Source organism: Neisseria blantyrii, from assembly GCF_962747855.1.
Taxonomy (GTDB): domain Bacteria; phylum Pseudomonadota; class Gammaproteobacteria; order Burkholderiales; family Neisseriaceae; genus Neisseria; species Neisseria viridiae.
This window is the reverse complement of sequence record NZ_CAUIZY010000010.1, coordinates 21,505-47,830: the sequence shown is the minus strand read 5'-3', so window position 1 is coordinate 47,830 and position 26,326 is coordinate 21,505. Positions and strand designations below refer to the sequence as shown.

Below are 26,326 nucleotides of genomic sequence, written 5' to 3'. Positions count from 1 at the left end.
TTCTAAGCGTGTTCCGATTCCCCGCCTTCGGCGGCAATCAGGTTCAGCAGCCCGTGGATGACGAGGTTGTCCGCCACGCGCACGGTATTTTCCGCCAAAAATGCAGGCGGCAGGGCTTCTGCAACTTTCGCCGCACCGCCGCCGGTAATGATGACATCGACAGGCTTGTCCTCGCCGTTTTTTTCTTTCAGACGGCAGTGCATCATCATAACCGAGCCGCAAACCGCGTCCATCATACCGCTGGCGATGGCATTGCTTGTGGTGGTCGGGAAAGGGTAACGCTTGCCGGCGGGGCGGTTGAGGTTGGCGGTTCGGACAGCGAGCGATTCTTTCATCAGGTGGAAACCGGGCATAATGGTTCCGCCGAGATAATGTCCGTCATCGGTGAGCGCGTCAACCGTTACCGCCGTGCCGCAGCTGACGACGACGCAGGCGTTGCGGCTGAAGCGGCGGCTGCCCAAGGCGTTGAACCAGCGGTCGGAACCGTGTTCTTCGGGGTGGCGGTAGTGGTTGCGTATGCCCAAAGCCTGTGCGGAAGACGGCAGCCACTCGATTTTTCGGGCGAGCTGTTCCTGAACCTGTGCCTTTTTTGATTCCCCGCACACGGCGCAACCGACAATACGGACGCGGTCATCCGCCCTTTCCGCCCACTCTGCGCCCAAACGGGACAAATCGCGGTACGGCGCGCTGCCGACGGTTGCGAACGTGCCGTTTTCCACCCACGCCCACTTGAGCCGGCTGTTCCCTCCGTCCAACAGCAAAAAACGTTCCGAATCCCGCCGCTTCGGCACGGGAACCGGCCTGTCGTCGGGCCGCAGGCTGATTTCTCCGCTGACGACCGTCTGTTCGCCCTCTGCCGTTTCCAAGTGCAGAACGCCTTGTCCGTCCACGCCTTTAACCGTGCCTTCGCACACGGTTTCGCCGTCGCGCAACAGCAATACCGCCTTGCCGTGGTCGCGGTTGGCCGTTTCATATTCCTTTAAAAATGGCGCGAACCCTTCTTCCGCATATTGCAACAACACCGCACCAAGTTCCGCCAACAACGTTTCCAGCAGCACGCTGGCATCGGCATTTCCCCGCCGCGATGCCGTCTGAAACAGCGATTGCACCGACGCGGCGTTTTCCACTTCCTTGGGCAGCACGAAATTGATGCCGATACCGACCACGGCAACCGTTTTGCCGCCCGCCCTGACCGTTTCAATCAGAATACCGCCCAATTTATCGCGTCCGACGACCAAATCGTTTGGCCACTTGATTTGCGTTTCCAAACCCAAACGCCCCAAAGCGCGCCGACACGCCACTGCCGCAGCAGGCGACAGCGAACCCAATTCATACTGCGGCCGGTCAAACACCCAGCCGAAACTGAACATCAGACACTCGCCCAAACGGTGCGACCACTTCCGCCCCTGCCGCCCCCTACCCTTACTTTGCAGGTGGGTCACGCATATGGTTTTGTGCGCCTTGTCCGGCGCAATCCGCGCCAATTCCAGTATCTCGTCGTTGCTGGACGCGCACTCGTGCTTCAATACCGTCTGAAAACCCGACCTTTCCCCCAACGCGCGCAAACCTTCGGCATCGAAAACCGCCAAGGGGCGCACCAGCCGCCAATAGCCGTCGTGTTGGCGCAACAGCCCGCGTATGTGCGCCGGCATCTGCTGCCAAAAACCGTTGAGCTGCTGCGGCTTCATGTCCGCCACACGCGCCAGTTGCGAGACGTGTTGCGGCAAACCGTCGGCAAGCTCCGCCAACACCCGCCAGTGCGAAGGCTTCAAAACCGTCATTTTCCACCCTCGGCAGCACGGATTTTTGCCAAAGTCTTCGTCGTCGAAGTCTGGTGCAGAAACGGAATTGAAAACACCTTGCCGCCGCGCGCCAACGTTTCCACTGCTCCGACAATCTTATCCACGGCCCAATCGCCGCCCTTGACCAAAATCTCAGGTTTGACCGCCTCAATCAACGCCGCCGGCGTATCCTCATCAAACCACGTTACCAAATCCACACTTTCCAACGCGGCGGCAACGGCGGCACGGTTCTCCAAAGGATTAATCGGGCGGTCGCCGCCCTTGCCCAAACGCCGCACCGAAGCATCGGTATTCAACGCCAGCACCAACGTGCCCCCCATCGAACGCGCCTGCGCCAGATAAGTAACGTGCCCCCTGTGGAGGATGTCGAAACAGCCGTTGGTAAACACCAGCGGGCGCGGCAACAACGCCAAACGCGCCGCCAACGACTCGGGCGGACAGATTTTCGATTCAAAATCAGGGACAGACCAAGCGTCAACCATCAAAGCCTCCGACAAAAACCATAAAAGACAGAAAAACCCACATGATACAGAAGCATATGCGAAAGGCAAAGCCGGCGGCGCAAATGCCGTCTGAAGCGGTTTCCGTATGACCGGCCCGGCTTTCAGACGGCATACCGCCGCACCGGTACGACGGCGCGGACAGTACGCGCAAACGGAAAAAGACCCGTACCGAAAAGTACGGGCCTTTATCTGGGGTGGCTGATGGGGCTCGAACCCACGACAACCGGAATCACAATCCGGGGCTTCTACCAACTGAGCTACAGCCACCATAAAAACGGTTTTCAATCAAATTCTTGGCACGCCCGACAGGAATCGAACCTGTAACCCCCGACTTAGAAGGTCGGTGCTCTATCCGGTTGAGCTACGGGCGCTCATGCCGATTCGTGCTGATTGATTGGTCGGGGCGGTGGGATTCGAACTCACGACCCTCTGCTCCCAAAGCAGATGCGCTAACCGGGCTGCGCTACGCCCCGACTTGAAGAAGCGAACTATACAACTCAGGGAAAGATGCGTCAACATTTATTTTCAAGACACCAAGATGAAAAATATAGTTTTTTGATTTGAAAAAATATTTAATCCGTCCAAACAGCCGTATTTTATTTCAGGGCAAATTTATTTTCGACATCCTGCTGTAAAAACAAACGGAAAATGCGATAATTTTCAGCATTTTCTACCTGTTTAACAAAAGGACGGATATGTCGGTACAACTAATCAACGGTAAAGAAGTTTCACAAAAGCGTTTGGAAGCGGTTGCCGAAGCGGTGGCGCAACGCCAACAGGACAATCTGCACACGCCTTGCCTGGCCGTGGTTTTAGTCGGAGACGACCCTGCCAGCGCGGTTTATGTGCGCAACAAGAAAACAGCCTGCCAAAAATGCGGCATCAAATCACTGTCTTACGAGCTGCCCGAATCAACATCGCAGGAAGAACTGCTGGCACTGGTCGACCGCCTGAATGCCGATTCCGAAGTGGACGGTATTCTGGTTCAGCTTCCACTGCCGAAGCATCTCGACAGCCAGGCAGTCTTGGAACGTATTTCGCCGGATAAGGACGTGGACGGCTTCCATCCTTACAATGTCGGCAGGCTGGCGGTCAAAATGCCGCTGATGCGCCCGTGTACGCCCAAGGGCGTGATGACGCTTTTGGAGGCTTACGGCATTGATCCGAAGGGGAAAAAAGCGGTCGTGGTCGGCGCATCGAATATCGTCGGCCGTCCGCAGGCTTTGGAACTGCTGCTGGCGCGTGCAACGGTAACAATCTGCCACAGTGCGACCGAAAATCTTGCCGATGAAGTTGCCGGGGCCGATATCCTTGTCGTCGGCGTAGGCATTCCGAACTTTGTCAAAGGCGGGTGGATCAAACCCGGCGCGGTCGTTATCGATGTGGGCATCAACCGTCTGGACGACGGCAGCCTGTGCGGCGACGTGGAATTTGAAACGGCAAAAGAACGGGCGGCGATGATTACGCCCGTTCCCGGCGGCGTGGGTCCGATGACGATTGCCACATTGATGGAAAACACCCTGCACGCAGCTTCGCTGCACGATGCTTGAGCGGTTCTGAAGATAAAAATGCCGTCTGAAAGGCTTTCAGACGGCATTTTGCCGCGTCCGTTTATTTGGGCAGCTTGACGACAACCGTATCCGCCAGTATGTCGTAAAGCGTGCGGCGGTCGCGTTTGACCATAAAGAGCAGGACAAAGTTGGCAAGGAATGCCAGCAGGTTGATGGCGTTTTCCCCGTTGTCACCTACTGCAAGACCGATAACGGCGGCAATAATGGCAACCAAAACCGACCATGCGATTTCGCGTACCAAAACCGTACCGACAAAACCCGGATTACGGCCGTCGGTTTTCAACACGCGGATTCTCATGATTTTCTTACCCAATGACTGCCCGTCCCTGCTCATATAGTAGATTTGGACGACGGTATAAACCAAAATGCCCGCCAGTCCGACCCAAAAGGAAGTCATGCCCAAAAGCAGCCCGAATATTTCCTCACTACCGACAATCCTACCTTCATTCTTGATGGCGAAGGCAATCAGTCCGGCAAACGGCACCAACAAAATCAAAAAGGTAAACAATTGGTTCAGCAGCGCGGCAAGTATCCGGTCGCCTGCGCCGGCAATTCCGACTTCAATTTCCTGCCCGTTGCGGTTGTCGGATACCGCGTCGGTGTAATCGTTTTTTTCTTCCATATCCGTTCCTGATAATCGTTCTTAAACAGATGGCATTCTACCGCCCTACTGCTGCAAACGCCAATCCCAAAAAGAAAATTCGATAAAGAACTTTACATTTTCCCAATACGGCGTTAAAACGCTTCCTTTACGCCATACATAATTTTATTAACGATTTTCCTCAAGGAGCAACACATGAAAGTAGGTTTCGTCGGCTGGCGCGGCATGGTCGGTTCGGTTTTGATGCAGCGTATGAAAGAAGAAAACGACTTCGCCCACATTCCCGAAGCATTTTTCTTTACCACTTCCAACGTCGGCGGTGCAGCCCCTGATTTCGGTCAGGCGGCTAAAACATTATTGGACGCGAACAACGTTGCCGAGCTGGCAAAAATGGACATCATCGTTACCTGCCAAGGCGGCGATTACACCAAATCCGTATTCCAAGCCCTGCGCGACAGCGGCTGGAACGGCTACTGGATTGACGCGGCGTCCTCACTGCGCATGAAAGACGACGCGATTATCGTCCTCGACCCCGTCAACCGCAACGTCATCGACAACGGCCTCAAAAACGGCGTGAAAAACTACATCGGCGGCAACTGCACCGTCTCCCTGATGCTGATGGCGCTGGGCGGCCTGTTCCAAAACGATTTGGTCGAATGGGCGACCAGTATGACCTATCAGGCCGCTTCCGGCGCAGGCGCGAAAAATATGCGCGAACTCATCAGCGGTATGGGCGCGGTTCACGCCCAAGTGGCGGACGAGCTTGCCGATCCTGCCGGCTCGATTCTCGACATCGACCGCAAAGTGTCCGATTTCCTGCGCAGCGAAGACTATCCGAAAGCCAACTTCGGCGTACCGCTCGCCGGCAGCCTGATTCCTTGGATTGACGTGGATTTGGGCAACGGCCAGTCCAAAGAAGAATGGAAGGGCGGCGTGGAAACCAACAAAATCCTCGGCCGCAGCGGCAATCCGACCGTAATCGACGGTTTGTGCGTCCGCATCGGCTCTATGCGCTGCCACAGCCAAGCCATCACCCTGAAGCTGAAAAAAGACCTGCCCGTTTCCGAAATCGAAGCGATTTTGGCAGGCGCGAACGACTGGGTGAAAGTCATCCCCAACGAAAAAGAAGCCAGCATCCACGAGCTGACGCCCGCCAAAGTTACCGGCACGCTGTCCGTCCCTGTCGGACGTATCCGCAAACTGGGTATGGGCGGCGAATACGTCAGCGCGTTCACCGTCGGTGACCAACTTTTGTGGGGCGCGGCCGAACCGTTGCGCCGCGTGTTGCGTATCGTGTTGGGCAGCCTGTAAGCCCTGTTTGAATAAAAATGCCGTCTGAAACCTGTTTCAGACGGCATTTTCCTTGCAACCCCAGCCGCCGAAATGCCCAATATGCAGACTTCCGGCTATGGTCGAAATTCCGATAAGGCAAGCGTTCACGCCAGCAACATTTCCTGCATCAGCTTCATACCCCACTGCCAGCCGCCGAGCATACCGTTCAAACTGCCCGAATGCGGGGAAACCAACAGGCGCGCGTTCCACAAATCCGCCTGTTTTTGCGCCCAACCGTGCGGCACGCCGCCGTGTTCGGACACCACCAATGCGGCACGGCAGGGACAGCGGACGCGTTGGAAAGTGTGTTCCGCATCGTCGGGGAAAACATCGGGACACTGCGGTACAAGGATGATGTTGGCAATTTTCTTCCGTGCTAGGATGTCTGCCCGATACAGCCACGCCAAAAATGCGAACACGCCCGCGCCGTGTGCGACAACGGCGATATGCCGACCCTGTATCCGTTCGAATGCCGTCTGAAGCCCTGCCTGCCATTCCCCTATGCTTTGACCAGCCGATGCTTCGGACATCTGCACAACGGGATAACTGACCGCCCAACGGTCTATCCACATCTGATCCTCTCCGGCATCGCGTATCAGCCAAAGCGTCAAATCTTCGAGTTCAAAACCCTGCATACCGCCCCGCCTATTTCAGCAGGTCCCGAAGGGTAAAGGCGATGAGCAGCGAAGCGGGTACGCTCAATATGGCGCAGACGGTCAGGCAGACAAAAATATTCACCACCCGCCGCCAGCCTTTCCAACCCAAACATTTGGACGCAATCAGCAGGCAGGGCAGGCAGATCAGCAGCCACACCAACGCCCATATCGGGTTTGCCTTGGTCGGCGCAAGCCAGCCCTGCATCCGCGCCAGCATAAATATCGCCCACACCAACATGGGCAGGATAAACGCAGCGACAACCCATGCCGCGCCTATTCCGGTTTTTCCGTCCACATTCCAATCATATTTACCCAAAACCTTATTCGGCAGCATAGTCATACTCCACGACCAGCGGCGCATGGTCGGAAAATTTTTCGTCTTTATAAACGTGTGCGGACACGGCTTTGGCGGCAAGTTCGGGCGTAACCATCTGATAATCGATGCGCCACCCGACATCTTTCGCATACGCCTGCCCGCGGTTGCTCCACCAAGTGTAGCCCGGCACATCGGGATAAAGCGTGCGCCACATATCCGTCCAACCGAGTTTGTGGATAACCTTGCCTATCCACTCGCGCTCTTCGGGCAGGAAGCCCGAATTTTTCTGATTGCCTTTCCAGTTTTTCAGGTCGATGTTTTGGTGGGCGATGTTCCAGTCTCCGCAAACGACAATGTCGCGTCCTTCGTTTTTCATCGCTTCGAGCATAGGGTAAAACGCATCGAGGAAACGGTATTTCACCTGCTGGCGTTCTTCCGCGCTGCTGCCGCTGGGCAAATAAAGCGAAATAACGCTCAACCTGCCGAAATCGCAACGCACAAACCGCCCTTCCCTGTCGAATTCTTCAATGCCCATGCCGATTTGCACATTGTCGGGTTTGCGTTTGCTGTACACCGCCACACCGCTGTAACCGCGCTTCTCGGCGCAATGCCAATAGCCGTGCATCCCGTGCGGATTTTTCATATCGGCAGACAAATCAGCCTCCTGCGCTTTGAGTTCCTGCACGCAGACAATGTCCGCACCCGATGCGGCGATATATTCGTAAAAACCTTTTTTGTAGGCGGAGCGGATGCCGTTGACGTTGGCGGAAATGATTTTAAGCATAATAAAAATAAGTTCTCACAATGTTCCCATACACAAAGCGGCACCTGGTGCGCCGCCCGGCATTTCCCATTCAACCCTGCCTGCTGAAAACGGTGGGGCTTCAAGCGGGAAATGCCGTCTGAAAACGGAAAAAGGGCAAAAGGCGGTACTTTTGCCCTTTCCGATACAGTTCAACCGCGCCGCCAAGTCGTGCCGCCGGCGTTGTCTTCCAGAATGATTTTGTGTTCGTTCAGAAGGTCGCGGATACGGTCGGATTCCGCCCAATTTTTATCCGCGCGTGCCTGTTTGCGTTGAACAATTAAGTCTTCGATTTCTTCGTTGGACAGGCCGTCTGAAACGGCACCGCCTTGCAGAAATTCAATCGGATCGCGTTGCAACAGGCCGATGATGCCGCCCAAAGCTTTCAGGCAGCCGGCGAGGTGGGCATCATTGGTTTTGTTCACTTCGCCTGCCAGCTCAAACAACACGGCAACCGCTTCGACCGTACCGAAATCGTCGTTCATGGCGGCGTAGAAACGGCGGGTGTAGTCGTTGGCGTTTTCAGATAAGTCAAACTCAGCCGCAGGCGTGTTTTTCAACGTAGTGTACAGACGGGTCAGCGCACCTTTTGCATCGTCCAAATGCGCATCGGAGTAGTTCAATGGGCTGCGGTAGTGGGCGCGCAGGATGAAGAAACGTACGACTTCAGGGTCGTATTGTTTCAACACTTCGCGGATGGTGAAGAAGTTACCCAACGATTTGGACATTTTTTCGCCGTCCACACGGATGAAGCCGTTGTGCAGCCAGTATTTGACGTGGCTGGCAATGCTTTGGCCGTGATGGGTTTGCGCGTGATGATGACCGCAGGTATGCCCCGTCGCGCCGACGCTTTGGGCAATTTCGTTTTCATGGTGTGGGAACTGCAAATCCGCGCCGCCGCCGTGGATGTCGAACGTATCGCCGAACAGGTTTTCGCTCATCGCGGAACATTCGATGTGCCAACCCGGACGACCCCTGCCCCACGGGCTTTCCCACGCCGGTTCGCCTGCCTTGGCGGCTTTCCACAACACAAAATCAAGCGGATCGCGTTTGAAACCGTCCACTTCCACGCGCTCGCCCGCGCGCAGGTCGTCCAATGATTTGCCCGATAATTGTCCGTAAGCCGAAAACTCGCGCACGGCGTAGTAAACGTCGCCGTTTGCGGCAGGATAGGCTTTGCCGTTTTGAATCAGGGTCTCAATCATGGCAATCATTTGCGGGATGTTTTCCGTCGCCTTCGGCTCGATGTCCGGACGCAACACGCCCAAAGCATCGGCATCTTCGTGCATAGCCTGAATGAAACGCGCGGTCAGTTCGCCGATGGTTTCGCCGTTTTCAGCCGCGCGGGCAATGATTTTGTCGTCGATGTCGGTAATATTGCGCACATAAGTGAGCGGATAACCGCACTCGCGCAACCAGCGGGCAATCATGTCAAACACCACCATCACACGGGCATGGCCTAAGTGGCAATAGTCGTAAACGGTCATGCCGCAAACGTACATACGCACGTTTTTAGGGTCGATGGGAGTGAAGGGTTCTTTTTGACGGGTAAGGGTGTTGTAGATGGTGGTCATATTCATCAAGTAAGTTTAGAAATGAGTAACAGTAATGTCATATCCGCGATTTTGGGCGAAATCTAAAAATTCATTGGCTTCATTAACAGCAGGAAATTCACGCATAATTTCAGTTTTAATATTTTCCAACAACGCTTCTGCAATCGGATATTGGCCTCTCAATGCTTTTTCGTACCAACTTATCAAATCATCCTCGGTTACGATGTTTTGAATTCGGCTTTTCCAGCCTATTTGCGTCAGTAATGAAACAATCACCGATTGTTCTGCCTTTTTGCAGACAATGACAATTCTATCTGCGCTAATGGAGGATACAATATCTTCTGCCAACTCTTCGTCTAAAGAGAGATGTTTGACCTGTATGGCCAATCCGAAGTTAGACCACATATCCAACCCTCTATCGGCAGCATTGGTTACGCCTACACGATGGATTTTTGCAGGAAGTTTTAAATGCCCATTTTTCGGCATAGTGATGATTTTTTCGGCAAAATCTTGATATTCCTCCCATAAAAACAGGTTTTCCTTAGGAAAATCAATTGAAACCGTTATGCCTAATTCTGAAACCAATGCATCAAACAACGCATAAACAACGATTTCATATATCTTGTCTATACTTCTTTTCAATCCCGGCTCGAGCCAAAATAAATTTAGAAATTCAGACAGTTGGAAGGAGTATCTGTCTGTATTGCCGACATAAGCCAATGCTTCGCTCATTTGGGAAAAACGATTGAAAAACTGTTTATAAATGTACGATTCTACCCCGCCGTCCGACTGTCTGTTTAATGTTCCCAATACCGCTAGTTTTTCAGGCGGCATTGCATTTTTTTCAAACAGATTATCTTGGAATTTTGCCAATGAAGTAGAAATCCGCCCTAAAAACCGACGGCAGATTTCATCCCTCCAGCGTTTAGATTGGTTGCGGTAAGTATCTAAATTTAAAAAATCCAACTGTTTTATACAACGGTCATGATATAAAATTTCTGCAATTTGAATGGGTTTATAAAGGTGGATACGGGATTTTTTGATAATGCCGTCCAATGCTTCTTCGGCTTGTTGTTCTTCAAACGTCATCCTGCCTCCAATAAATCCAATTGCCCTTTTTGTTCGACCTTGCCGGAAAGAGAAGCGAGCATATTTTCCGCGATGGCTTCTATTACAGGGATGGATACAGAATTTCCGGCGACTTTCCTGACTTGCGAGTAGGGGATATTGATTTCAAAATCATCGGGAAAACCTTGTAATCTTAACATTTCCCTTCCTGTTAACCTTCTTACTCCGTTCACCACTAAATAATTGTAACTCCCCCCGGCCCTTAAGGCACAGGAATATGGAAGTGCGGAAACATTCCCGCCAATATTTTCATGCCAAATTGATGGAGTGGGAGGGGCTTTTTTTAAGGCTGCCAAACGTTTTTGTTTCAAGGCATCTGATAAAAAATAGCTTGGTTCGACATCTCGGTCGTTTTCCAGCAGTTCGCCCAATGGCCGATATTGGTTTATGGGTTCGGGAAAGTAAAAAGGGATGCCGTCTGAAAAACCCACAATATAAATTCTCTCGCGTTTTTGCGGCAATCCGAAATCCAAAGTATTTAAAACCTTAAAATAAACCGTATAACCAAGCTGTTTAAGGGTTTCTAAAATAATACGGAAAGTCCTGCCCGAATCGTGCGTAGTCAGCCGCTTAACGTTTTCCAGAAGAAAAGCCTTCGGCTGTTTGGTTTTCAGAATTTCGGCAATATTGAAAAACAATGTTCCGCGCGTATCTTCAAATCCCAATCCCTTACCTGCGATACTGAAAGGTTGGCACGGAAATCCCGCAAGCAGAATATCATGATCGGGAATATCTGAAGGATCGATGCCGTTAATGTCGCCAAAAGGTTTTTCTCCAAAGTTTGCTTCATACATTTGTCGGGCATATTTGTCCCATTCCGATGAGAATACATTGGTGCACCCGTATTTTTCAAAGCCTAGGCGTATTCCGCCAATGCCTGAAAATAAATCTATTGTTTTGTACATAGCACATCTCTGCAGAATGAGCCGCCTGAAAACTTTCAGACGGCATTGTCCTTTTACTCCGGCTTAAACACGCCTGTATCCGTTTTAGGCTGCTGTTCGATAATTTCAACATTTGCCGCCGCTTTCTCCGCTTCTGCTTTCTCCGCTTCGATGCGTTTTTTCTCGGTCAGGTATTGGTTGATTTGGTGTACCAATTCCTGCGTACCTTGGTGGGTCAGCGCGCTGATTTGGAAGAGGCGTGGGGTTTCCATGTCGAATTGGAAGCGGTCGTCCGGTTCAGGGTAGTCCCAGCCGACGGCTTCGAGGAAGGCGGCTGTTCGCGCTTGGGCTTCTTCTTCATCGAGCATATCGAGTTTGTTCAGCACCAGCCAGCGCGGTTTGCCGTAGAGTTCTTCGTCGTATTTGCGCAATTCGTTGATGATAGCAAGTGCTTCTTCGGCGGGGTTGACGGTTTCGTCGAAGGGCGCCAAATCGACGACGTGCAGCAATAATCCGGTGCGCGACAGGTGTTTGAGGAAGCGGTGGCCGAGGCCTGCGCCTTCTGCTGCGCCTTCAATCAGGCCGGGGATGTCGGCCATCACGAAACTGTGGTTTTCGTCGATGCGCACGACACCTAAATTTGGATGCAGGGTGGTGAAGGGGTAGTTGGCGATTTTGGGACGTGCGGCGGAGACGGCAGTAATCAGGGTGGATTTGCCGGCGTTGGGCATGCCTAATAAGCCGACATCGGCGAGGACTTTGAGTTCGAGTTGCAGGGAACGGGTTTCGCCTTCTTCGCCGGGCGTGGATTGTTTGGGCGCGCGGTTTACGGAGGATTTGAAGTGGATATTGCCCAAGCCGCCTTTGCCGCCTTTGGCTAGACAGACGCGCTGTCCGTGGTAGGTGAGGTCGGCGACGATTTCGTCGGTATCGAGGTCGCGGATGAGGGTGCCGACGGGCATTTTGAGGACGATGTCGTCCGCACCTGCGCCGTAACGGTCGGAACCGTGGCCTTTTTCGCCATTTTTGGCCTGGTAGCGTTTGACGAAGCGGTATTCGACGAGGGTGTTGGTGTTTTCGTCGGCTTCTGCCCAGACGCTGCCGCCTTTGCCGCCGTCGCCGCCGTCCGGGCCGCCGCGCGGTACGAATTTTTCGCGGCGGAAACTGGTTGCGCCATTACCGCCTTTGCCTGCGGCGACTTCGATTTTTGCTTCGTCGATGAATTTCATTCAATGCTCTTGTTTGTTGGTTTCAAATAGGGTTTCAGGCGGATTGCCGTATGTTTTGATGCCGTCTGAACAGATTTTCTGCCGACATTATAAGGTATAAGCGGTATTTCAATATACCGTGGGGGAAACTATTTGTTCTGCCCATCTTAATGAATTTTTAAGCAAATCTTCACTCTGTAAACAAAACATGACCGGCTTCTTTGGTACAATCGCGCCCTTTTGATATTCCAATCCGACGGAACATCTTCTCAACCCATTATATAGAATAAGAATTTTCATGAATACAAACCAACCTGCCATTTACGACACGCTGACCCGAACCCTGCACTGGCTGACCGTCATCGGATTTGTCGGCATTCTGACCACGATTGCCTTATGGACGGCTTATGAAGATGCCGAATGGGCGGGCAACCTGTTCGGACTGCATAAATCTTTCGGCTTCCTTACCCTGCTGCTTATCGTATTCCGTATTATTTGGGCAGTTGCCAACCGCGCCAAGCGTCCGCAAAGCGACAGCAAGGCTGCGGCGGCAGGCCACGGCATTCTGTATCTGCTCATGCTTGCTGTTCCCGTTATCGGCATAATCCGCCAATACGGCAGCGGCCGCGGCCCGTTGAAAGTGTTCGGCGTTGAAGTGATGCAGAGTTCGCCGGAAAAAATCGAGTGGATGGCAAACTTGGGCAACACGTTCCACGGCAATTTGGGCTGGCTGCTGTTTGCCGCCGTCGTCGGACACGTCGCCATGGTCGTCGTCCACCGTGTTCAAGGCAAAGACGTACTGTACCGCATGACGGGACGCTTACGCTGATTACCTCCCTTTTACGATGCCGGCTTGTCCGGCATCATTTGTTTTTCCACGACAGAGCCAGATCGTACAAAGCTTTTTTTCCCTCGCCCGTAATTTTGGCAGCAAGCTCGGCAGCCTGTTTAGTCGGCAGTTCGGCAGCAAGGATGTTCATCACTTTTTGCGCGGATTCGGACAAGCCTTCGTGTTTTTCATCCTGCGCCGGATAAAGCACCAACACCATCTCGCCGCGCGATTGGTTGCCGTCGGCAGACAATGCCGTCTGAAGTTCCCCGGGCGTGCCGCTTAAGAACGTTTCAAACGTTTTCGTGATTTCGCGCGCTAGCATTAATCGGCGTTCGGGGAACAGTTCCGCCATATCGGCAAGCGTCGCCCCGATGCGGTGCGGCGTTTCAAACATCACGACGGGGAACGCCGCCCGCACCCATTTGGCAAACAGTTTCCTGCGTTCTCCCGATTTCGGCGGCACAAAACCGTTGAAATAAAAATCAGATTCCGCCACACCGGCCACGCTCAAAGCCGCCATCACCGCGCTTGCGCCCACGACGGGAACAACTTTAAACCCCGCCTCGCGCACGCGGCAGGCGAGTTTCGCGCCCGGGTCGCACACGGCCGGCGTACCCGCATCGGAAACCTGCGCCACAACCAGGCCGTCTGAAAGATAGCCGATCACCTTGTCCGCCATCTGCCGTTCGTTGTGTTCGCGCACGCTGACGAGTTTGCCCTGAATGCCGTACGCGCTCAAAAGCTGCGCGGTAACGCGCGTATCTTCGGCACAAATGATGTCCGCCTTTTGCAATACCGCCAAAGCACGCAGGGTAATGTCCGCCAAATTGCCGATGGGCGTGGCAACCACGTATAATGTCCCTCCGACGACGCTGTCGGAAGCTTTCTGCAAGTGTTTCTGAAACATAAAAAATGCCGTCTGAAAAACAGACATTATAAAGGTTAAACCGATTATGCGCCTAAACCACAAACAGGGCGAGGCAGGCGAAGATGCCGCACTTGCCTTCCTCCAATCCCAAGGCTGCACGCTGCTTGCCCGCAACTGGCACTGCGCCTACGGCGAAATCGACCTGATTGTCAAAAACGGCGGCATGATTCTGTTTGTTGAAGTAAAATACCGCAAAAATCGGCAATTCGGCGGTGCCGCATACAGCATTTCGCCGTCCAAATTATTGAAACTGCAACGAAGTGTAGAGTATTATCTGCAACAGAACAGGTTGACAAACGTACCGTGCCGCCTCGATGCGGTACTCATCGAAGGCAGCCGCCCGCCCGAGTGGATAAAGAATATTACAGGTTGACGATATGACGACATTACCAGAACGCGTTGCCGCACATTTTGCCGAAAGCATCCGCGCCAAGCAGGAAGCCGAAAAAGTACTCGCCGAACCGGCCGCGCAGGCTGCCGAACTGATGCTGCAATGCCTGATGAACGACGGCAAGATTCTGGCGTGCGGCAACGGCGGTTCGGCCGCCGACGCGCAACACTTCGCCGCCGAAATGACCGGGCGTTTTGAAAAAGAGCGCATGGAACTCGCCGCCGTCGCCCTGACCACAGACACCTCCGCGCTGACCGCCATCGGCAATGACTACGGCTTCGACCACGTCTTCAGCAAACAGGTACGCGCCCTCGGACGCGCCGGCGACGTATTGGTCGGTATTTCCACCTCCGGCAATTCCGCCAACGTCATCGAAGCCGTCAAAGCCGCACACGAACGCGATATGCACGTCATCGCCCTGACCGGCCGCGACGGCGGCAAAATCGCCGCGATGCTCAAAGACACCGACGTACTGCTCAACGTCCCCTATCCGCGCACCGCCCGCATTCAGGAAAACCACATCCTGCTGATACACGCCATATGCGACTGTATCGACTCCGTATTGCTGGAAGGAATGTAACCCTTTTCAGACGGCATGGCGCAAATCAATGCTGTCTGAAACGCCCAAGAAAGGAAGCCCCCGATGAAACCCAAACCGCACACCGTCCGCACCCTGATTGCCGCCGTCCTCAGCCTTGCCCTCGGCGGCTGCGTCAGCGCAGTCGTCGTCGGCGCGGCGGTCGGCGCAAAATCCGCCGTCGACCGCCGAACCACCGGCGCGCAAACCGACGACAACGTTATGGCGTTGCGTATCGAAACCACCGCCCGCTCCTATCTGCGCCAAAACAACCAAACCAAAGGCTACACGCCCCAAATCTCCGTCGTCGGCTACAACCGCCACCTGCTGCTGCTCGGACAAGTCGCCACCGAAGGCGAGAAACAGTTTGTCGGTCAGATTGCACGTGCCGAACAGGCAGCCGAAGGCGTGTACAACTACATTACCGTCGCCTCCCTGCCGCGCACTGCCGGCGACATCGCCGGCGACACTTGGAACACATCCAAAGTCCGCGCCACGCTGCTGGGCATCAGCCCCGCCACGCAGGCGCGCGTCAAAATCGTTACCTACGGCAATGTAACCTACGTTATGGGCATCCTCACCCCCGAAGAACAGGCGCAGATTACCCAAAAAGTCAGCACCACCGTCGGCGTACAAAAAGTCATCACCCTCTACCAAAACTACGTCCAACGCTGACTCGGCAATGCCGTCTGAACCGCCTTCAGACGGCATTGCCCGACACCCCAAAAGCACAATCAAAATGGCAAAAAAACCGAACAAACCCTTCAGGCTGACCCCCAAACTCCTGATACGCGCCGTATTGCTCATCTGTATCACCGCCATCGGCGCATTGGCAGTAGGCATCGTCAGCACATTCAACCCGAACGGCGACAAAACCCTCCAAACCGAACCGCAACACACCGACAGCCCCCGCGAAACCGAATTCTGGCTGCCAAACGGCGCAGTCGGACAAGATGCCGCCCAACCCGAACACCACGCCGCCTCATCCGAACCCGCACAGCCGGACGGCACAGACGAAAGCGGCAGCGGACTGCCGTCCCCTGCCGCACCCAAGAAAAACCGGGTCAAACCGCGCCCTGCCGACACAGCTCAAACCGACAGACAGCCGGACGACGCCGGAACACAAGCTGAAAACACACTCAAAGAAACCCCCGTACTGCCTACAAACGTCCCCCGTCCCGAACCTCGAAAAGAAACACCCGAAAAACAGGCGCAGCCCAAAGAAACACCCAAAGAAAAAGAAACGCCCAAAGAAAACCATACCAAACCGGACACCCCGAAAAACACGCCGGCCAAACCCCATAAAGAAATTCTCGACAACCTCTTCTAACCCGGCACGGCAGGCACACCCGCAATCCAAGGAAGCATTATGAACGGCATCATCATCAAAACCCCCGAAGAAATCGAAAAAATGCGCGAGCTGGGCAAACTCGTCGCCGAAGCCCTCGACTACATCGGACAATTCGTCAAACCCGGCATCACCACCGACGAAATCGACAAACTCGTTTACGACTACCACGTCAACGTCCAAGGCGGCTATCCCGCCCCCCTGCACTACGGCAACCCGCCCTACCCCAAATCCTGCTGCACCTCCGTCAACCACGTCATTTGCCACGGCATTCCCGACGATAAGCCGCTCAAAGAAGGCGACATTATCAACATCGATCTTACCATCAAAAAAGACGGCTTCCACGGCGACTCCAGCCGTATGTTTACCGTCGGCAAAGTCTCCCCCATCGCCCAACGCCTGATCGACGTAACCCACGCCTCTATGATGGCGGGCATAGAAGCCGTCAAACCCGGCGCGACACTGGGCGACGTAGGTTACGCCTGCCAACAGGTTGCCGAAAACGCCGGCTATTCCGTCGTACAGGAATTCTGCGGACACGGCATCGGGCGCGGTTTCCACGAAGCCCCGCAAGTTTTGCACTACGGAAAAAAAGGGCAGGGCCCCGTTCTAAAACCGGGTATGATTTTTACCGTCGAACCGATGATCAACCAAGGCAAACGCCACCTGCGCATCCTCAACGACGGCTGGACGGTGGTTACCAAAGACCGCTCCCTCTCCGCCCAATGGGAACACGAAGTTTTGGTTACCGAAACCGGCTACGAAATCCTCACCGTCAGCCCGGCCACCGGCAAACCCTGAAGCCGGACGTATCCACCCCATAAAAACAAACAATGCCGTCTGAAAGAAACGGCAGATATAATGTACAATATAAAAACAGGCTTGACCCGGCACATTACAAAAACAAAGCAAATCGGAATTTGCCCCGCAACCAGACAAACTTAAAGGAAGTTTTATGAAAATATTTGAAAATATAGAAGATGTTAAAGCCATCCGCAAAAAGACCGGGCTGAACCAGATAGACTTCTGGGGCAAGGTCGGCGTTACCCAGTCCGGAGGCTCGCGCTACGAAACCGGCCGCAAGATGCCCAAACCCGTACGCGAACTGCTCCGCCTCGTCCATATCGAATGCATCGATTTGGCGAAAGTCAACAAAAAAGATATGGAAATCGCCGCCCTGTTGAAAAAACACCATCCCGACCTGTATGCCGAGTTGTCCAAACAGACCAAGGCCGAAAGAAAAAAACAAGGTTAAACCGCAACCTCCGGATGCCCGGAGGTTTTTCATTTCCGAAAAACGCAAACAATGCCGTCTGAAACACCGGACAGGCCGCCGTATCCCGCCTGCCGCCCCTGCCTCAAACCGCCGAACCGTCCGAACCTGCCTTTTTACAAACTTTATCCAATTTCCTGTTTATTTCAGGATACGCCGACATTAGAATGTCAAACAGTCCGAAACGGGCAAACTCCACATCTATCCAAAGGAATAAAAATGAAACTTCTGACCACCGCAATCCTGTCTTCCGCAATCGCACTCAGCAGTATGGCTGCCGCTGCCGGCACGGACAACCCCACCGTTGCCAAAAAAACCGTCAGCTACGTCTGCCAGCAAGGTAAAAAAGTCAAAGTAACCTACGGCTTCAACAAACAGGGTCTGACCACATACGCTTCCGCCGTCATCAACGGCAAACGCGTGCAAATGCCTGTCAATTTGGACAAATCCGACAATGTGGAAACATTCTACGGCAAAGAAGGCGGTTATGTTTTGGGTACCGGCGTGATGGATGGCAAATCCTACCGCAAACAGCCCATTATGATTACCGCACCTGACAACCAAATCGTCTTCAAAGACTGTTCTCCACGTTAATCAGACAACAAAAAACAGCGTTTTCAGAAATGAAAACGCTGTTTTTTTGACCGTCCCATTATTCGTAAAGGGGGAGGAAACGATTACCTGCCCCGTGTATCAAAACCTGCCCTGCCGGATGAAGGGTACAACCGGCAGGGACGGCATCAACACCATATGGGGCACGGCTTTTCTTGAAAGATTCGGCTTAAATATCCAATACTTTCGCGGTATAGGCGATAATTTCATCCGCCCTTTCAGGGTTTTCGTTCAACTTGATGCCGTAACCCGGTACCAGCTCTTTCAGACGGCCTTCCCAAGACGGGGCGCGCTCGGGGAAGCATTGGTGCATCAGCCGGATCATCAGCGGCACGGCGGTCGATGCGCCCGGCGACGCGCCCAGCAATGCGGCGAGCGAGCCGTCGGCGTGGGCGACAATCTCCGTACCAAACTGGAGCACGCCGCCTTTTTCGGAGTCTTTTTTAATGATTTGGACGCGTTGCCCTGCGGTGATGAGTTCCCAGTCGTCGGGGTTTGCCTCGGGGTAGTATTCCAGCAGGGAGGCGAAGCGTTCTTCTTTGGTTTTACGCAATTCGCCCAGCAGGTATTTGGTCAGCGGCATATTCGCCCAGCCGGCGCGCAGCATAGGATAGAGGTTGTCCATATGGATGGACAGCGGCAAATCCATAAGCGAGCCTTGCTTGAGGAAGTTGGAACGGAAGCCTGCGTAAGGACCGAACATAAGGTGGCGTTTGCCGTCCACGTTGCGTGTGTCGAGGTGCGGGACGGACATCGGCGGCGCGCCGACGGAGGCCTGCCCGTACACTTTGGCGTTGTGTTGTTCGGCGGTTTCGGGGTTGCTGTTGCGGAAGAACAAGCCGGACACGGGGAAGCCGCCATAGCCCTTGCCTTCGGGGATGCCGGATTTTTGCAGCAAGGTCAGCGCGCCGCCGCCCGCGCCGAGGAAGAGGAAGCGGGTGCGGAGGGTGAGCTGCCCGTCGGGGTTACGGGTATCGGCGGTTTTGAGCACCCACGCGCCGTCGGATTCGCGTTTGATGTCTTCGACGTGGCGGTTGAACTCGGTTTTTACGCCCTTGCCCTGCAAATATTTCACCATCTGGCGCGTCAGCCGTCCGAAATCGACATCCGTGCCTTCGGCGGAGTAGTTGGCGGCGACGGGTTGGTTTTCGTCCCGTCCGCGCATAATCAGCGGAGCCCAATCGGAAATTTTGTTCCGATCGGTGGAAAATTCCATATTTTCAAAAAGTTTCTGCGTTTTAAACACATCATAGCGTTTTTGCAGGTAACGGCAGTGGTCTTCGTTCATCACCAAAGACATATGCGGCACGGCATTGATGAAGGAATTGTCTTCCAACTTGCCTTCCGCGACCAGCGTCGCCCAAAACTGGCGGCTGACATGAAACTGTTCGGCAATATTGAGGGCGCGCGCCGGATCGATAATCCCATTTGCACCCAGCGGCGCATAGTTCAATTCGCACAGCGCGGAATGCCCCGTGCCGGCGTTGTTCCACGCGTTTGACGATTCCAACGCCACGTCTTCCAAGCGTTCAATCAGGGTGATTTCCCAAGACGGTTCGAGTTCTTTGAGCAAAACGCCCAAAGTCGCGCTCATAATGCCGCCTCCCACCAAGACAACGTCTGTCGCTTCAGCCATGGTTTACTCCTAAAAAAACAGGCATCTTCTGCCCTTATGGTTATTTGCCGTACTACAAACGCCTGAATCGCAAAAGCAGGGGAAACCGGCAATGGTGTGTGTCCGAGTACGCCGTTTCGGGGTTGGAATGCGTTGCAGGTATGGCTTCCGACACCGCTTCAGGGGCTTGTAATATGTTATCGTGAATGTAGTGGATTTTACTGGGAAATGCAAAGATTTTCTGTCGCCCGCCAAGCCGTGGAACTGCGAAATGAAAAATAAAAATAGTTATTTATCTATATATATCAGATTTTTAATAGATAAAAAATCAAAATTGTTTATATATTAATTTTTAAAAGATTGTCAGCATATTGCGTTAAGTTTTTTAAATTTGAAAATACTGCCTCACACCTGCACGCCATACCCTGCCAACCTGCCGGTCAGGATTTCCCTGTTTTTGCACCAATCTTTCCTCAGCATACTGTACACAACCGTATCGCGCACACTGCCGTCTTTACGGAGCATATGCATACGCAGCACGCCGTCTTTTTCCGCGCCCAGCCGTTCGATGGCACGTTGCGAGGCAAGGTTCAGAATATCCGTGCGCCATCCCACACAACAGCAAGCCAAAACATCAAATGCGTAATCCAACAGCATGATTTTGCAACAGGTGTTTATCCGTGTCCGCTGTGCCGATGCCGCATACCATGTGAATCCGATATCCAAACGCGGAATCTGCGGTTCAAAATGATAATACGCCGTTGTCCCGACCACCCTGTCCGCCTCTTCATCGACAACCGCAAACGCCAAACGCGTTGCCAATGCTGTTCCAATATAGTCTGCCACCCTATCCGGATGAGGTGCGGACGTTACCCCCAGCTTCCAAACCTCCCCATCGCAAACCGCCTCGCGCAAACCCGTTTCATGATGCACATCCAACGGTTCGAGACGAACACCGCCCAACGACAAGACCGGCAGTATTATCTTTTCCGACATCCTTTTCTCCCGATATTCCGCCTTCAGACGACATTTCCGCCCGAAATGCCGTCTGAACGGCTAAAAGCACAATATCCCCATCTCCGACACAAAACCGTCCAGCGGCAGGTCGTGCGGTTCGCGCGGCAGCCTGTCCACCAACTGGCAGGCAAAGCCCACGCCCACGGTTTTTGCCTGCAAACGGTATTTCATCGCCGAAAGCGTCGCGTCGTAATAACCGCCTGCCTGCCCCAAACGGTAGCCTTCTCGGTCTATGCCGACAATCGGGACGAATAATACGGATAAACCGTGTACACGCCTTTTCCGACCTGCAAACTGAGGGACATGCAGCTTCGCCCTACCGCGCTTGCGTTCCTGTTTTACTCCGTCGGCAGGATAAGGCGTAAACCACATCCGCCGCGAACGCGGTTCGATATAAGGCAGATAGAGTTTGGCACCGCGTTTTTGCGCCGCACAGACGAAACCGTCCAGCCGCAGTTCGTTGCCCATCGGCCAATACACGCCGATTTTCCGCCCTTTTTTAATATAACGCTTGAGCAGGCGGTTAACCGTTTGCCCCGCCGCCAACCGCCCTTGATGCCCCATCTGCGTGCGGGCGCGACGCAATTCTCGGCGCAGGGCGTGTTTTTCCTCATTCCTCATTTCAGACGGCCTTTTAAGTGTTGTTGTAGAATACGGCGATTATAAACACTCTGTTAACCTCGAAACAGGATTCCGCCATGTGGCATATCGTCCTTATCGGCTACCTCTTCGTCGCCGTCATGTATTCCGCCGCCCAGCCCAGCATCGTGCGCGCGTTGATTTATTTGGTTTTTTGGGCAGTGTTGCCCACTGTGTTTACGGTCTTTGTCGTGACCATCCGCCGCCGCAACCGCCTGATGAAACGGCAGGAGCAGGCGGAGTTTGAAGCGGCCCGCCAAAAGGCGGTACAGGCGGATGAAAAACAGGACGGGAAGGTATAAAATCCCTTTTCAGACGGCCTCTTATCCGCTATAATCCGTCAGTTTTCCATTTCGGAAACACGCTTTTATTTTTTAAAACTTATGCCCACTTTCGCCGAAGGGTGCTTGACAATAGGCGCCGCCTATCAAGTTCTATGCGATTGAATGTGTGCCCTTAACCCTTTCAAGGAAATCAAAATGTCTCAAATTACTATGCGTCAGATGATTGAAGCCGGTGTCCACTTCGGCCACCAAACCCGTTTCTGGAACCCGAAAATGGCACAATACATTTTCGGCGCGCGCAACAAAATCCACATCGTCAACCTGGAAAAAACCCTGCCGATGTTCCAAGACGCGCAAGAAGCCGTACGCCGTCTGGTTGCCAACAAAGGTACAGTATTGTTCGTAGGTACCAAACGCCAAGCGCGTGAAATCATCCGCGAAGAAGCTACCCGCGCCGGTATGCCTTTCGTTGATTACCGCTGGTTGGGTGGTATGCTGACCAACTACAAAACCGTTAAGCAATCCATCAAACGCTTGGAAGAAAAAACCGCAGCCTTGGAAAATGCTGCCGAAAGCGGTTTCAGCAAAAAAGAAATTCTGGAAATGCAACGCGACGTTGAAAAACTGGAACGTTCTTTGGGCGGTATCAAAAACATGAAAGGTCTGCCCGACGCGATTTTCGTCATCGATACCGGCTACCAAAAAGGTACTCTGGTTGAAGCTGAAAAACTGGGCATCCCCGTTATCGCCGTAGTCGATACCAACAACAGCCCCGACGGCGTGAAATACGTCATCCCCGGTAACGATGACTCCGCCAAAGCCATCCGCCTGTACTGCCGCGGCATCGCTGACGCAGTTTTGGAAGGCAAAAACCAAGCGCTGCAAGAAACCGTAGCCGCTGCCCAAGAAGCTGCTGCCGAGTAATTCGGTACACAGAAGAGGGGCGTTATGCCCCTTTTCTCAAATATGCCGTCTGAACGTCCGTTCGCGGCACACGATTCCCGAATGCGGAAAATCCTTTCCGTATTTCCCAAAAATCTAGGAGATTCAAAATGGCAGAAATTACTGCAAAAATGGTTGCCGACCTGCGCGCCGCTACCGGCTTGGGCATGATGGAATGCAAAAAAGCCTTGGTTGAAGCCGAAGGCAACTTCGACAAAGCCGAAGAAATCTTGCGTATCAAATCCGGTGCGAAAGCCGGTAAACTGGCTGGCCGTACTGCTGCCGAAGGCGTATTGGCTTACGCGATCAACGGCAATGTCGGCGCATTGGTTGAAGTAAACTGCGAAACCGACTTCGTTGCTAAAGACGCCGGCTTCGTAGAATTTGCCAACTTCGTTGCGAAAACTGCTGCCGAGAAAAAACCGGCTACCGTTGAAGAACTGAGCGAACTGGTTGAAGCAGAACGCAAAGCCATCATCGCTAAATTGGGCGAAAACATGTCTGTCCGCCGCTTCCAAGTGATCGACACCGCCAACCAACTGGTTGCCTACATCCACGGTGCTTTGGCTACCGAAGGCGTATTGGTTGAGTACAAAGGCTCTGAAGACGTAGCACGCAAAATCGGTATGCACATCGTTGCCGCTAAACCACAATGCGTAAGCGAAGCCGAAGTAGATGCCGAAACCGTTGAAAAAGAACGCCACATCTACACCGAACAAGCTATCGCTTCCGGTAAACCTGCCGACATCGCCGCTAAAATGGTTGAAGGCCGTATCCGCAAATTCTTGGCTGAAATCACTCTGAACGGCCAAGCATTCGTGATGAACCCCGACCAAACTGTTGCCCAATTCGCTAAAGAAAACAGCACTGAAGTGGTCAGCTTCGTACGCTACAAAGTAGGCGACGGTATCGAGAAAGCCGTTGTTGACTACGCAGCCGAAGTTGCTGCCGCTGCTAAAGTGTAAGGCACTTATGAAAAAGAAAGCACCTAGATTCCAAACGAATCAGGGTGCTTTTTTTTGAGAAAACCGTTTACGGTACCTATTTTAAGACGACCGAATATAAAGGCCGTCTGAAAACAAAACAATAATAGAACGACACACCATATCATTGTAATCCGACCGTTTGAAATTCAGACGGCCCAACTCCGACCGACGACATTCAAGAAAGCAAGGTATCCCATGACACAGCAAATCAAATACAAACGCGTATTACTGAAACTCTCCGGCGAATCCCTGATGGGTTCCGATCCGTTCGGCATCAATCACGATACCATCGTTCAAACTGTCGGCGAAATTGCCGAAGTCGTTAAAATGGGCGTGCAAGTCGGTATTGTTGTCGGCGGCGGTAACATTTTCCGCGGCGTATCTGCACAAGCAGGCAGCATGGATCGCGCCACTGCCGACTACATGGGCATGATGGCAACCGTGATGAACGCGTTGGCACTCAAAGACGCATTTGAAACTTTGGGCATCAAAGCGCGCGTACAATCCGCACTGTCCATGCAGCAAATCGCTGAAACGTACGCCCGTCCTAAAGCCATTCAATATTTGGAAGAAGGCAAAGTCGTGATTTTCGCTGCCGGTACCGGTAACCCGTTCTTCACAACCGACACTGCCGCCGCATTGCGCGGTGCGGAAATGAACTGCGACGTGATGCTCAAAGCCACCAATGTTGACGGCGTGTACACCGCAGACCCGAAAAAAGACCCGTCCGCCACGCGCTACGAAACCATTACCTTTGACGAAGCCTTGAACAAAAACCTTAAAGTGATGGATGCCACCGCCTTCGCCCTCTGCCGCGAACGCAAGCTCAATATCGTCGTCTTCGGCATCGCCAAAGAAGGCTCGCTCAAACGCGTGGTAACCGGTGAAAACGAAGGCACGCTGGTTCACTGCTGATTGCCCATAAGGCCGGCAGATATAGTCGCATATGGGCTTCAGACGGCCATTTATTATATGGAGATTAATAAGCCTAAACCCATCCTGCCTCATGCATCAATTTTTCATATACCGACTATATTGCCTTCCATTTGAAAATGCCGTCTGAACGATGTTCAGACGGCATTTTTCCTTTCAGTGGGCAAACCGCCTTGCAGCAGGCGGACAAAATCGGCATAAGGGCAACGCCGTACTCATCACTCGCACCGATTTCAACCTGTTTTGCCGTTTTGACGAACTAAGCATCCCCGATTACAGCACCTTATGCCGCAACCGATTGGCGCAAGGCGACACCCTGTCCGAACTGCCGAGACTGATTAACCGGCAACTGACCGAAAAAAGCCTATAGTGGATTAAATTTAAACCAGTACGGCGTTGCCTCGCCTTGCCGTACTATTTGTACTGTCTGCGGCTTCGTCGCCTTGTCCTGATTTTTGTTAATCCACTATAAAATCCGCCGCCGCCATTGCAACCGCAAATCCCGCTATGTGCGGGCAACCTATTGAAAACCAAACCACAAAACCAGTAAAGAAATGTTTTATTTAATTTATAATTTATTTACAATTTTGATACAATTTGTTTTTCATCAAAGGAGAAAATCTATGCAAGCACGGCTGCTGATACCTATTCTTTTTTCAGTTTTTATTTTATCCGCCTGCGGGACACTGACAGGTATTCCATCGCATGGCGGAGGTAAACGCTTTGCGGTCGAACAAGAACTTGTGGCCGCTTCTGCCAGAGCTGCCGTTAAAGACATGGATTTACAGGCATTACACGGACGAAAAGTTGCATTGTACATTGCCACTATGGGCGACCAAGGTTCAGGCAGTTTGACAGGGGGTCGCTACTCCATTGATGCACTGATTCGTGGCGAATACATAAACAGCCCTGCCGGCCGTACCGATTACACCTATCCACGTTATGAAACCACCGCTGAAACAACATCAGGCGGTTTGACAGGTTTAACCACTTCTTTATCTACACTTAATGCCCCTGCACGCTCGCGTACCCAATCAGACGGTAGCGGAAGTAAAAGCAGTCTGGGCTTAAATATTGGCGGGATGGGGGATTATCGAAATGAAACCTTGACGACTAACCCGCGCGACACTGCCTTTCTTTCCCACTTGGTACAGACCGTATTTTTCCTGCGCGGCATAGACGTTGTTTCTCCTGCCAATGCCGATACAGATGTGTTTATTAACATCGACGTATTCGGAACCATACGCAACAGAACCGAAATGCACCTATACAATGCCGAAACACTGAAAGCCCAAACAAAACTGGAATATTTCGCAGTAGACAGAAATAACAAAAAATTGCTCATCAAACCCAAAACCAATGCGTTTGAAGCTGCCTATAAAGAAAATTACGCATTGTGGATGGGGCCGTATAAAGTAAGCAAAGGAATTAAACCGACGGAAGGATTAATGGTCGATTTCTCCGATATCCAACCATACGGCAATCATACGGGTAACTCTGCCCCATCCGTAGAGACTGATAACAGTCATGAGGGGTATGGATACAGCGATGAAGTAGTGCGACAACATAGACAAGGGCAACCTTAATTCACAC

The 26,326-nt window shown here is 52.9% G+C and carries 29 protein-coding genes, 3 tRNA genes and 1 pseudogene; 16 read left to right on the top strand and 17 right to left on the bottom strand.

Features of this window, described 5'->3' with window-relative positions:
- Positions 1-2: 2 nt before the first annotated feature.
- The 5 genes from Q9J80_RS08710 to Q9J80_RS08690 form a co-directional block, all read right to left on the bottom strand.
- Positions 3-1,781 carry a bifunctional biotin--[acetyl-CoA-carboxylase] ligase/type III pantothenate kinase gene (locus Q9J80_RS08710; RefSeq protein WP_304672838.1) on the bottom strand — a complete coding sequence of 593 codons (1,779 nt, stop codon included), beginning with the start codon at positions 1,779-1,781 and terminating at the stop codon, positions 3-5.
- The gene (locus tag Q9J80_RS08705) at positions 1,778-2,284 is read right to left on the bottom strand and encodes an adenylyltransferase/cytidyltransferase family protein (protein ID WP_304672837.1); all 507 of its coding nucleotides are present in this window, start codon (positions 2,282-2,284) and stop codon (positions 1,778-1,780) included. Before Q9J80_RS08705 ends, Q9J80_RS08710 begins: the two co-directional genes overlap by 4 nt.
- 211 nt (positions 2,285-2,495) lie before the next feature.
- A tRNA-His gene (locus Q9J80_RS08700) sits at positions 2,496-2,572 on the bottom strand.
- Positions 2,573-2,599: 27 nt separating this feature from the next.
- Positions 2,600-2,676: transfer RNA gene (locus Q9J80_RS08695), tRNA-Arg, on the bottom strand.
- 24 nt (positions 2,677-2,700) lie between these two features.
- Positions 2,701-2,778 (bottom strand) — tRNA-Pro (locus Q9J80_RS08690).
- 222 nt (positions 2,779-3,000) lie between these two features.
- Here Q9J80_RS08690 and folD point away from each other — a divergent pair.
- The gene (gene folD, locus Q9J80_RS08685; protein WP_304672836.1) at positions 3,001-3,855 is read left to right on the top strand and encodes a bifunctional methylenetetrahydrofolate dehydrogenase/methenyltetrahydrofolate cyclohydrolase FolD; all 855 of its coding nucleotides are present in this window, start codon (positions 3,001-3,003) and stop codon (positions 3,853-3,855) included.
- A gap of 61 nt (positions 3,856-3,916) precedes the next feature.
- Here the strand turns inward: folD and Q9J80_RS08680 are convergent, their stop codons facing one another.
- Positions 3,917-4,498 (bottom strand): RDD family protein, encoded by a 582-nt coding sequence (locus Q9J80_RS08680; RefSeq protein WP_304672835.1) that lies wholly within the window; start codon positions 4,496-4,498, stop codon positions 3,917-3,919.
- A gap of 174 nt (positions 4,499-4,672) precedes the next feature.
- Here Q9J80_RS08680 and asd point away from each other — a divergent pair, with 174 nt between their 5' ends.
- Positions 4,673-5,788, top strand: a complete 1,116-nt coding sequence (asd, locus tag Q9J80_RS08675; protein ID WP_304672834.1) for an aspartate-semialdehyde dehydrogenase — start codon at positions 4,673-4,675, stop codon at positions 5,786-5,788.
- A 125-nt stretch (positions 5,789-5,913) separates the two neighbouring features.
- Here the strand turns inward: asd and Q9J80_RS08670 are convergent, their stop codons facing one another.
- The 7 genes from Q9J80_RS08670 to obgE all read right to left on the bottom strand — a co-directional run bounded on the left by Q9J80_RS08670 (position 5,914) and on the right by obgE (position 12,377).
- Positions 5,914-6,444 (bottom strand): alpha/beta hydrolase, encoded by a 531-nt coding sequence (locus tag Q9J80_RS08670; RefSeq protein ID WP_304671523.1) that lies wholly within the window; start codon positions 6,442-6,444, stop codon positions 5,914-5,916.
- 10 nt (positions 6,445-6,454) lie between these two features.
- The gene (locus Q9J80_RS08665; RefSeq protein WP_211709559.1) at positions 6,455-6,799 is read right to left on the bottom strand and encodes a hypothetical protein; all 345 of its coding nucleotides are present in this window, start codon (positions 6,797-6,799) and stop codon (positions 6,455-6,457) included.
- Positions 6,786-7,565 carry an exodeoxyribonuclease III gene (locus tag Q9J80_RS08660; RefSeq protein WP_061704895.1) on the bottom strand — a complete coding sequence of 260 codons (780 nt, stop codon included), beginning with the start codon at positions 7,563-7,565 and terminating at the stop codon, positions 6,786-6,788. Before Q9J80_RS08660 ends, Q9J80_RS08665 begins: the two co-directional genes overlap by 14 nt.
- A gap of 170 nt (positions 7,566-7,735) precedes the next feature.
- Positions 7,736-9,157: a cysteine--tRNA ligase gene (cysS, locus tag Q9J80_RS08655; RefSeq protein ID WP_304671536.1), complete on the bottom strand. Its 1,422-nt coding sequence runs from the start codon at positions 9,155-9,157 to the stop codon at positions 7,736-7,738.
- A gap of 15 nt (positions 9,158-9,172) precedes the next feature.
- Positions 9,173-10,225 carry a HaeII family restriction endonuclease gene (locus Q9J80_RS08650; RefSeq protein WP_301673920.1) on the bottom strand — a complete coding sequence of 351 codons (1,053 nt, stop codon included), beginning with the start codon at positions 10,223-10,225 and terminating at the stop codon, positions 9,173-9,175.
- A complete protein-coding gene (locus Q9J80_RS08645; RefSeq protein ID WP_301673919.1) occupies positions 10,222-11,169 on the bottom strand; it encodes a DNA cytosine methyltransferase in 948 nt (315 codons plus the stop codon). Before Q9J80_RS08645 ends, Q9J80_RS08650 begins: the two co-directional genes overlap by 4 nt.
- Positions 11,170-11,222: 53 nt before the next feature.
- Positions 11,223-12,377 (bottom strand): GTPase ObgE, encoded by a 1,155-nt coding sequence (gene obgE, locus Q9J80_RS08640; protein ID WP_301673918.1) that lies wholly within the window; start codon positions 12,375-12,377, stop codon positions 11,223-11,225.
- Between the two features lie 277 nt (positions 12,378-12,654).
- On the opposite strand from obgE, the gene Q9J80_RS08635 reads away from it, so the two are divergent.
- On the top strand, positions 12,655-13,185 hold the full coding sequence (locus tag Q9J80_RS08635; protein WP_301673917.1) for a cytochrome b: 531 nt from the start codon (positions 12,655-12,657) through the stop codon (positions 13,183-13,185).
- A gap of 34 nt (positions 13,186-13,219) precedes the next feature.
- Here Q9J80_RS08635 and rsmI read toward each other — a convergent pair whose 3' ends face one another.
- Positions 13,220-14,095 carry a 16S rRNA (cytidine(1402)-2'-O)-methyltransferase gene (rsmI, locus tag Q9J80_RS08630; protein ID WP_301673916.1) on the bottom strand — a complete coding sequence of 292 codons (876 nt, stop codon included), beginning with the start codon at positions 14,093-14,095 and terminating at the stop codon, positions 13,220-13,222.
- A gap of 46 nt (positions 14,096-14,141) precedes the next feature.
- Between rsmI and Q9J80_RS08625 the strand changes: the two genes are divergently transcribed.
- The 7 genes from Q9J80_RS08625 (at position 14,142) to Q9J80_RS08595 (ending at position 18,299) form a co-directional block, all read left to right on the top strand.
- On the top strand, positions 14,142-14,489 hold the full coding sequence (locus Q9J80_RS08625; RefSeq protein ID WP_301673915.1) for a YraN family protein: 348 nt from the start codon (positions 14,142-14,144) through the stop codon (positions 14,487-14,489).
- A gap of 4 nt (positions 14,490-14,493) precedes the next feature.
- Positions 14,494-15,087 carry a phosphoheptose isomerase gene (locus tag Q9J80_RS08620; protein WP_301673914.1) on the top strand — a complete coding sequence of 198 codons (594 nt, stop codon included), beginning with the start codon at positions 14,494-14,496 and terminating at the stop codon, positions 15,085-15,087.
- A 63-nt stretch (positions 15,088-15,150) separates the two neighbouring features.
- On the top strand, positions 15,151-15,759 hold the full coding sequence (locus Q9J80_RS08615) for a BON domain-containing protein (RefSeq protein ID WP_301673913.1): 609 nt from the start codon (positions 15,151-15,153) through the stop codon (positions 15,757-15,759).
- A 7-nt stretch (positions 15,760-15,766) separates the two neighbouring features.
- Positions 15,767-16,414 carry a hypothetical protein gene (locus Q9J80_RS08610; protein ID WP_301673912.1) on the top strand — a complete coding sequence of 216 codons (648 nt, stop codon included), beginning with the start codon at positions 15,767-15,769 and terminating at the stop codon, positions 16,412-16,414.
- A 39-nt stretch (positions 16,415-16,453) separates the two neighbouring features.
- Positions 16,454-17,233 carry a type I methionyl aminopeptidase gene (gene map / locus Q9J80_RS08605; protein ID WP_301673911.1) on the top strand — a complete coding sequence of 260 codons (780 nt, stop codon included), beginning with the start codon at positions 16,454-16,456 and terminating at the stop codon, positions 17,231-17,233.
- A gap of 154 nt (positions 17,234-17,387) precedes the next feature.
- Positions 17,388-17,687 carry a helix-turn-helix domain-containing protein gene (locus Q9J80_RS08600; protein ID WP_025457489.1) on the top strand — a complete coding sequence of 100 codons (300 nt, stop codon included), beginning with the start codon at positions 17,388-17,390 and terminating at the stop codon, positions 17,685-17,687.
- Between the two features lie 237 nt (positions 17,688-17,924).
- A complete protein-coding gene (locus tag Q9J80_RS08595; RefSeq protein WP_002225721.1) occupies positions 17,925-18,299 on the top strand; it encodes an ACP-like domain-containing protein in 375 nt (124 codons plus the stop codon).
- A 187-nt stretch (positions 18,300-18,486) separates the two neighbouring features.
- Here the strand turns inward: Q9J80_RS08595 and Q9J80_RS08590 are convergent, their stop codons facing one another.
- From Q9J80_RS08590 to Q9J80_RS08580, 3 genes are all read right to left on the bottom strand, one after another.
- Complete coding sequence (locus Q9J80_RS08590; RefSeq protein ID WP_118792987.1) at positions 18,487-19,953, bottom strand: malate:quinone oxidoreductase; 1,467 nt, start codon at positions 19,951-19,953, stop codon at positions 18,487-18,489.
- A gap of 384 nt (positions 19,954-20,337) precedes the next feature.
- Positions 20,338-20,928 (bottom strand): GNAT family N-acetyltransferase, encoded by a 591-nt coding sequence (locus tag Q9J80_RS08585; RefSeq protein WP_301673910.1) that lies wholly within the window; start codon positions 20,926-20,928, stop codon positions 20,338-20,340.
- 60 nt (positions 20,929-20,988) lie between these two features.
- The gene (locus Q9J80_RS08580) at positions 20,989-21,570 is read right to left on the bottom strand and encodes a 5-formyltetrahydrofolate cyclo-ligase (RefSeq protein ID WP_301673909.1); all 582 of its coding nucleotides are present in this window, start codon (positions 21,568-21,570) and stop codon (positions 20,989-20,991) included.
- Positions 21,571-21,647: 77 nt separating this feature from the next.
- On the opposite strand from Q9J80_RS08580, the gene Q9J80_RS08575 reads away from it, so the two are divergent.
- The 6 genes and pseudogenes from Q9J80_RS08575 (at position 21,648) to mafA (ending at position 26,319) form a co-directional block, all read left to right on the top strand.
- Positions 21,648-21,890, top strand: a complete 243-nt coding sequence (locus Q9J80_RS08575; RefSeq protein ID WP_301673908.1) for a hypothetical protein — start codon at positions 21,648-21,650, stop codon at positions 21,888-21,890.
- 177 nt (positions 21,891-22,067) lie between these two features.
- Positions 22,068-22,796, top strand: coding sequence for a 30S ribosomal protein S2 (gene rpsB, locus Q9J80_RS08570; RefSeq protein ID WP_301673907.1), 729 nt, complete (start codon positions 22,068-22,070; stop codon positions 22,794-22,796).
- A gap of 128 nt (positions 22,797-22,924) precedes the next feature.
- Positions 22,925-23,779, top strand: coding sequence for a translation elongation factor Ts (gene tsf / locus Q9J80_RS08565; RefSeq protein WP_301673906.1), 855 nt, complete (start codon positions 22,925-22,927; stop codon positions 23,777-23,779).
- A 216-nt stretch (positions 23,780-23,995) separates the two neighbouring features.
- Positions 23,996-24,715: a UMP kinase gene (gene pyrH, locus Q9J80_RS08560; protein WP_002233257.1), complete on the top strand. Its 720-nt coding sequence runs from the start codon at positions 23,996-23,998 to the stop codon at positions 24,713-24,715.
- 232 nt (positions 24,716-24,947) lie between these two features.
- A pseudogene (locus Q9J80_RS08555) lies at positions 24,948-25,100 on the top strand (IS5/IS1182 family transposase); the annotation flags it as partial.
- A 256-nt stretch (positions 25,101-25,356) separates the two neighbouring features.
- Positions 25,357-26,319 (top strand): adhesin MafA, encoded by a 963-nt coding sequence (gene mafA, locus Q9J80_RS08550; protein ID WP_118792984.1) that lies wholly within the window; start codon positions 25,357-25,359, stop codon positions 26,317-26,319.
- Positions 26,320-26,326: the final 7 nt, after the last annotated feature.

What these genes read in the sequence shown, in the direction of transcription:
- Q9J80_RS08710 (WP_304672838.1), bottom strand. Translation starts at nt 1,781, where the DNA reads ATGACGGTTTTGAAGCCTTCGCACTGGCGGGTGTTGGCGGAGCTTGCC.
- Q9J80_RS08705 (WP_304672837.1), bottom strand. Translation starts at nt 2,284, where the DNA reads ATGGTTGACGCTTGGTCTGTCCCTGATTTTGAATCGAAAATCTGTCCG.
- folD (WP_304672836.1), top strand. Translation starts at nt 3,001, where the DNA reads ATGTCGGTACAACTAATCAACGGTAAAGAAGTTTCACAAAAGCGTTTG.
- Q9J80_RS08680 (WP_304672835.1), bottom strand. Translation starts at nt 4,498, where the DNA reads ATGGAAGAAAAAAACGATTACACCGACGCGGTATCCGACAACCGCAAC.
- asd (WP_304672834.1), top strand. Translation starts at nt 4,673, where the DNA reads ATGAAAGTAGGTTTCGTCGGCTGGCGCGGCATGGTCGGTTCGGTTTTG.
- Q9J80_RS08670 (WP_304671523.1), bottom strand. Translation starts at nt 6,444, where the DNA reads ATGCAGGGTTTTGAACTCGAAGATTTGACGCTTTGGCTGATACGCGAT.
- Q9J80_RS08665 (WP_211709559.1), bottom strand. Translation starts at nt 6,799, where the DNA reads ATGCTGCCGAATAAGGTTTTGGGTAAATATGATTGGAATGTGGACGGA.
- Q9J80_RS08660 (WP_061704895.1), bottom strand. Translation starts at nt 7,565, where the DNA reads ATGCTTAAAATCATTTCCGCCAACGTCAACGGCATCCGCTCCGCCTAC.
- cysS (WP_304671536.1), bottom strand. Translation starts at nt 9,157, where the DNA reads ATGACCACCATCTACAACACCCTTACCCGTCAAAAAGAACCCTTCACT.
- Q9J80_RS08650 (WP_301673920.1), bottom strand. Translation starts at nt 10,225, where the DNA reads ATGACGTTTGAAGAACAACAAGCCGAAGAAGCATTGGACGGCATTATC.
- Q9J80_RS08645 (WP_301673919.1), bottom strand. Translation starts at nt 11,169, where the DNA reads ATGTACAAAACAATAGATTTATTTTCAGGCATTGGCGGAATACGCCTA.
- obgE (WP_301673918.1), bottom strand. Translation starts at nt 12,377, where the DNA reads ATGAAATTCATCGACGAAGCAAAAATCGAAGTCGCCGCAGGCAAAGGC.
- Q9J80_RS08635 (WP_301673917.1), top strand. Translation starts at nt 12,655, where the DNA reads ATGAATACAAACCAACCTGCCATTTACGACACGCTGACCCGAACCCTG.
- rsmI (WP_301673916.1), bottom strand. Translation starts at nt 14,095, where the DNA reads ATGTTTCAGAAACACTTGCAGAAAGCTTCCGACAGCGTCGTCGGAGGG.
- Q9J80_RS08625 (WP_301673915.1), top strand. Translation starts at nt 14,142, where the DNA reads ATGCGCCTAAACCACAAACAGGGCGAGGCAGGCGAAGATGCCGCACTT.
- Q9J80_RS08620 (WP_301673914.1), top strand. Translation starts at nt 14,494, where the DNA reads ATGACGACATTACCAGAACGCGTTGCCGCACATTTTGCCGAAAGCATC.
- Q9J80_RS08615 (WP_301673913.1), top strand. Translation starts at nt 15,151, where the DNA reads ATGAAACCCAAACCGCACACCGTCCGCACCCTGATTGCCGCCGTCCTC.
- Q9J80_RS08610 (WP_301673912.1), top strand. Translation starts at nt 15,767, where the DNA reads ATGCCGTCTGAACCGCCTTCAGACGGCATTGCCCGACACCCCAAAAGC.
- map (WP_301673911.1), top strand. Translation starts at nt 16,454, where the DNA reads ATGAACGGCATCATCATCAAAACCCCCGAAGAAATCGAAAAAATGCGC.
- Q9J80_RS08600 (WP_025457489.1), top strand. Translation starts at nt 17,388, where the DNA reads ATGAAAATATTTGAAAATATAGAAGATGTTAAAGCCATCCGCAAAAAG.
- Q9J80_RS08595 (WP_002225721.1), top strand. Translation starts at nt 17,925, where the DNA reads ATGAAACTTCTGACCACCGCAATCCTGTCTTCCGCAATCGCACTCAGC.
- Q9J80_RS08590 (WP_118792987.1), bottom strand. Translation starts at nt 19,953, where the DNA reads ATGGCTGAAGCGACAGACGTTGTCTTGGTGGGAGGCGGCATTATGAGC.
- Q9J80_RS08585 (WP_301673910.1), bottom strand. Translation starts at nt 20,928, where the DNA reads ATGTCGGAAAAGATAATACTGCCGGTCTTGTCGTTGGGCGGTGTTCGT.
- Q9J80_RS08580 (WP_301673909.1), bottom strand. Translation starts at nt 21,570, where the DNA reads ATGAGGAATGAGGAAAAACACGCCCTGCGCCGAGAATTGCGTCGCGCC.
- Q9J80_RS08575 (WP_301673908.1), top strand. Translation starts at nt 21,648, where the DNA reads ATGTGGCATATCGTCCTTATCGGCTACCTCTTCGTCGCCGTCATGTAT.
- rpsB (WP_301673907.1), top strand. Translation starts at nt 22,068, where the DNA reads ATGTCTCAAATTACTATGCGTCAGATGATTGAAGCCGGTGTCCACTTC.
- tsf (WP_301673906.1), top strand. Translation starts at nt 22,925, where the DNA reads ATGGCAGAAATTACTGCAAAAATGGTTGCCGACCTGCGCGCCGCTACC.
- pyrH (WP_002233257.1), top strand. Translation starts at nt 23,996, where the DNA reads ATGACACAGCAAATCAAATACAAACGCGTATTACTGAAACTCTCCGGC.
- mafA (WP_118792984.1), top strand. Translation starts at nt 25,357, where the DNA reads ATGCAAGCACGGCTGCTGATACCTATTCTTTTTTCAGTTTTTATTTTA.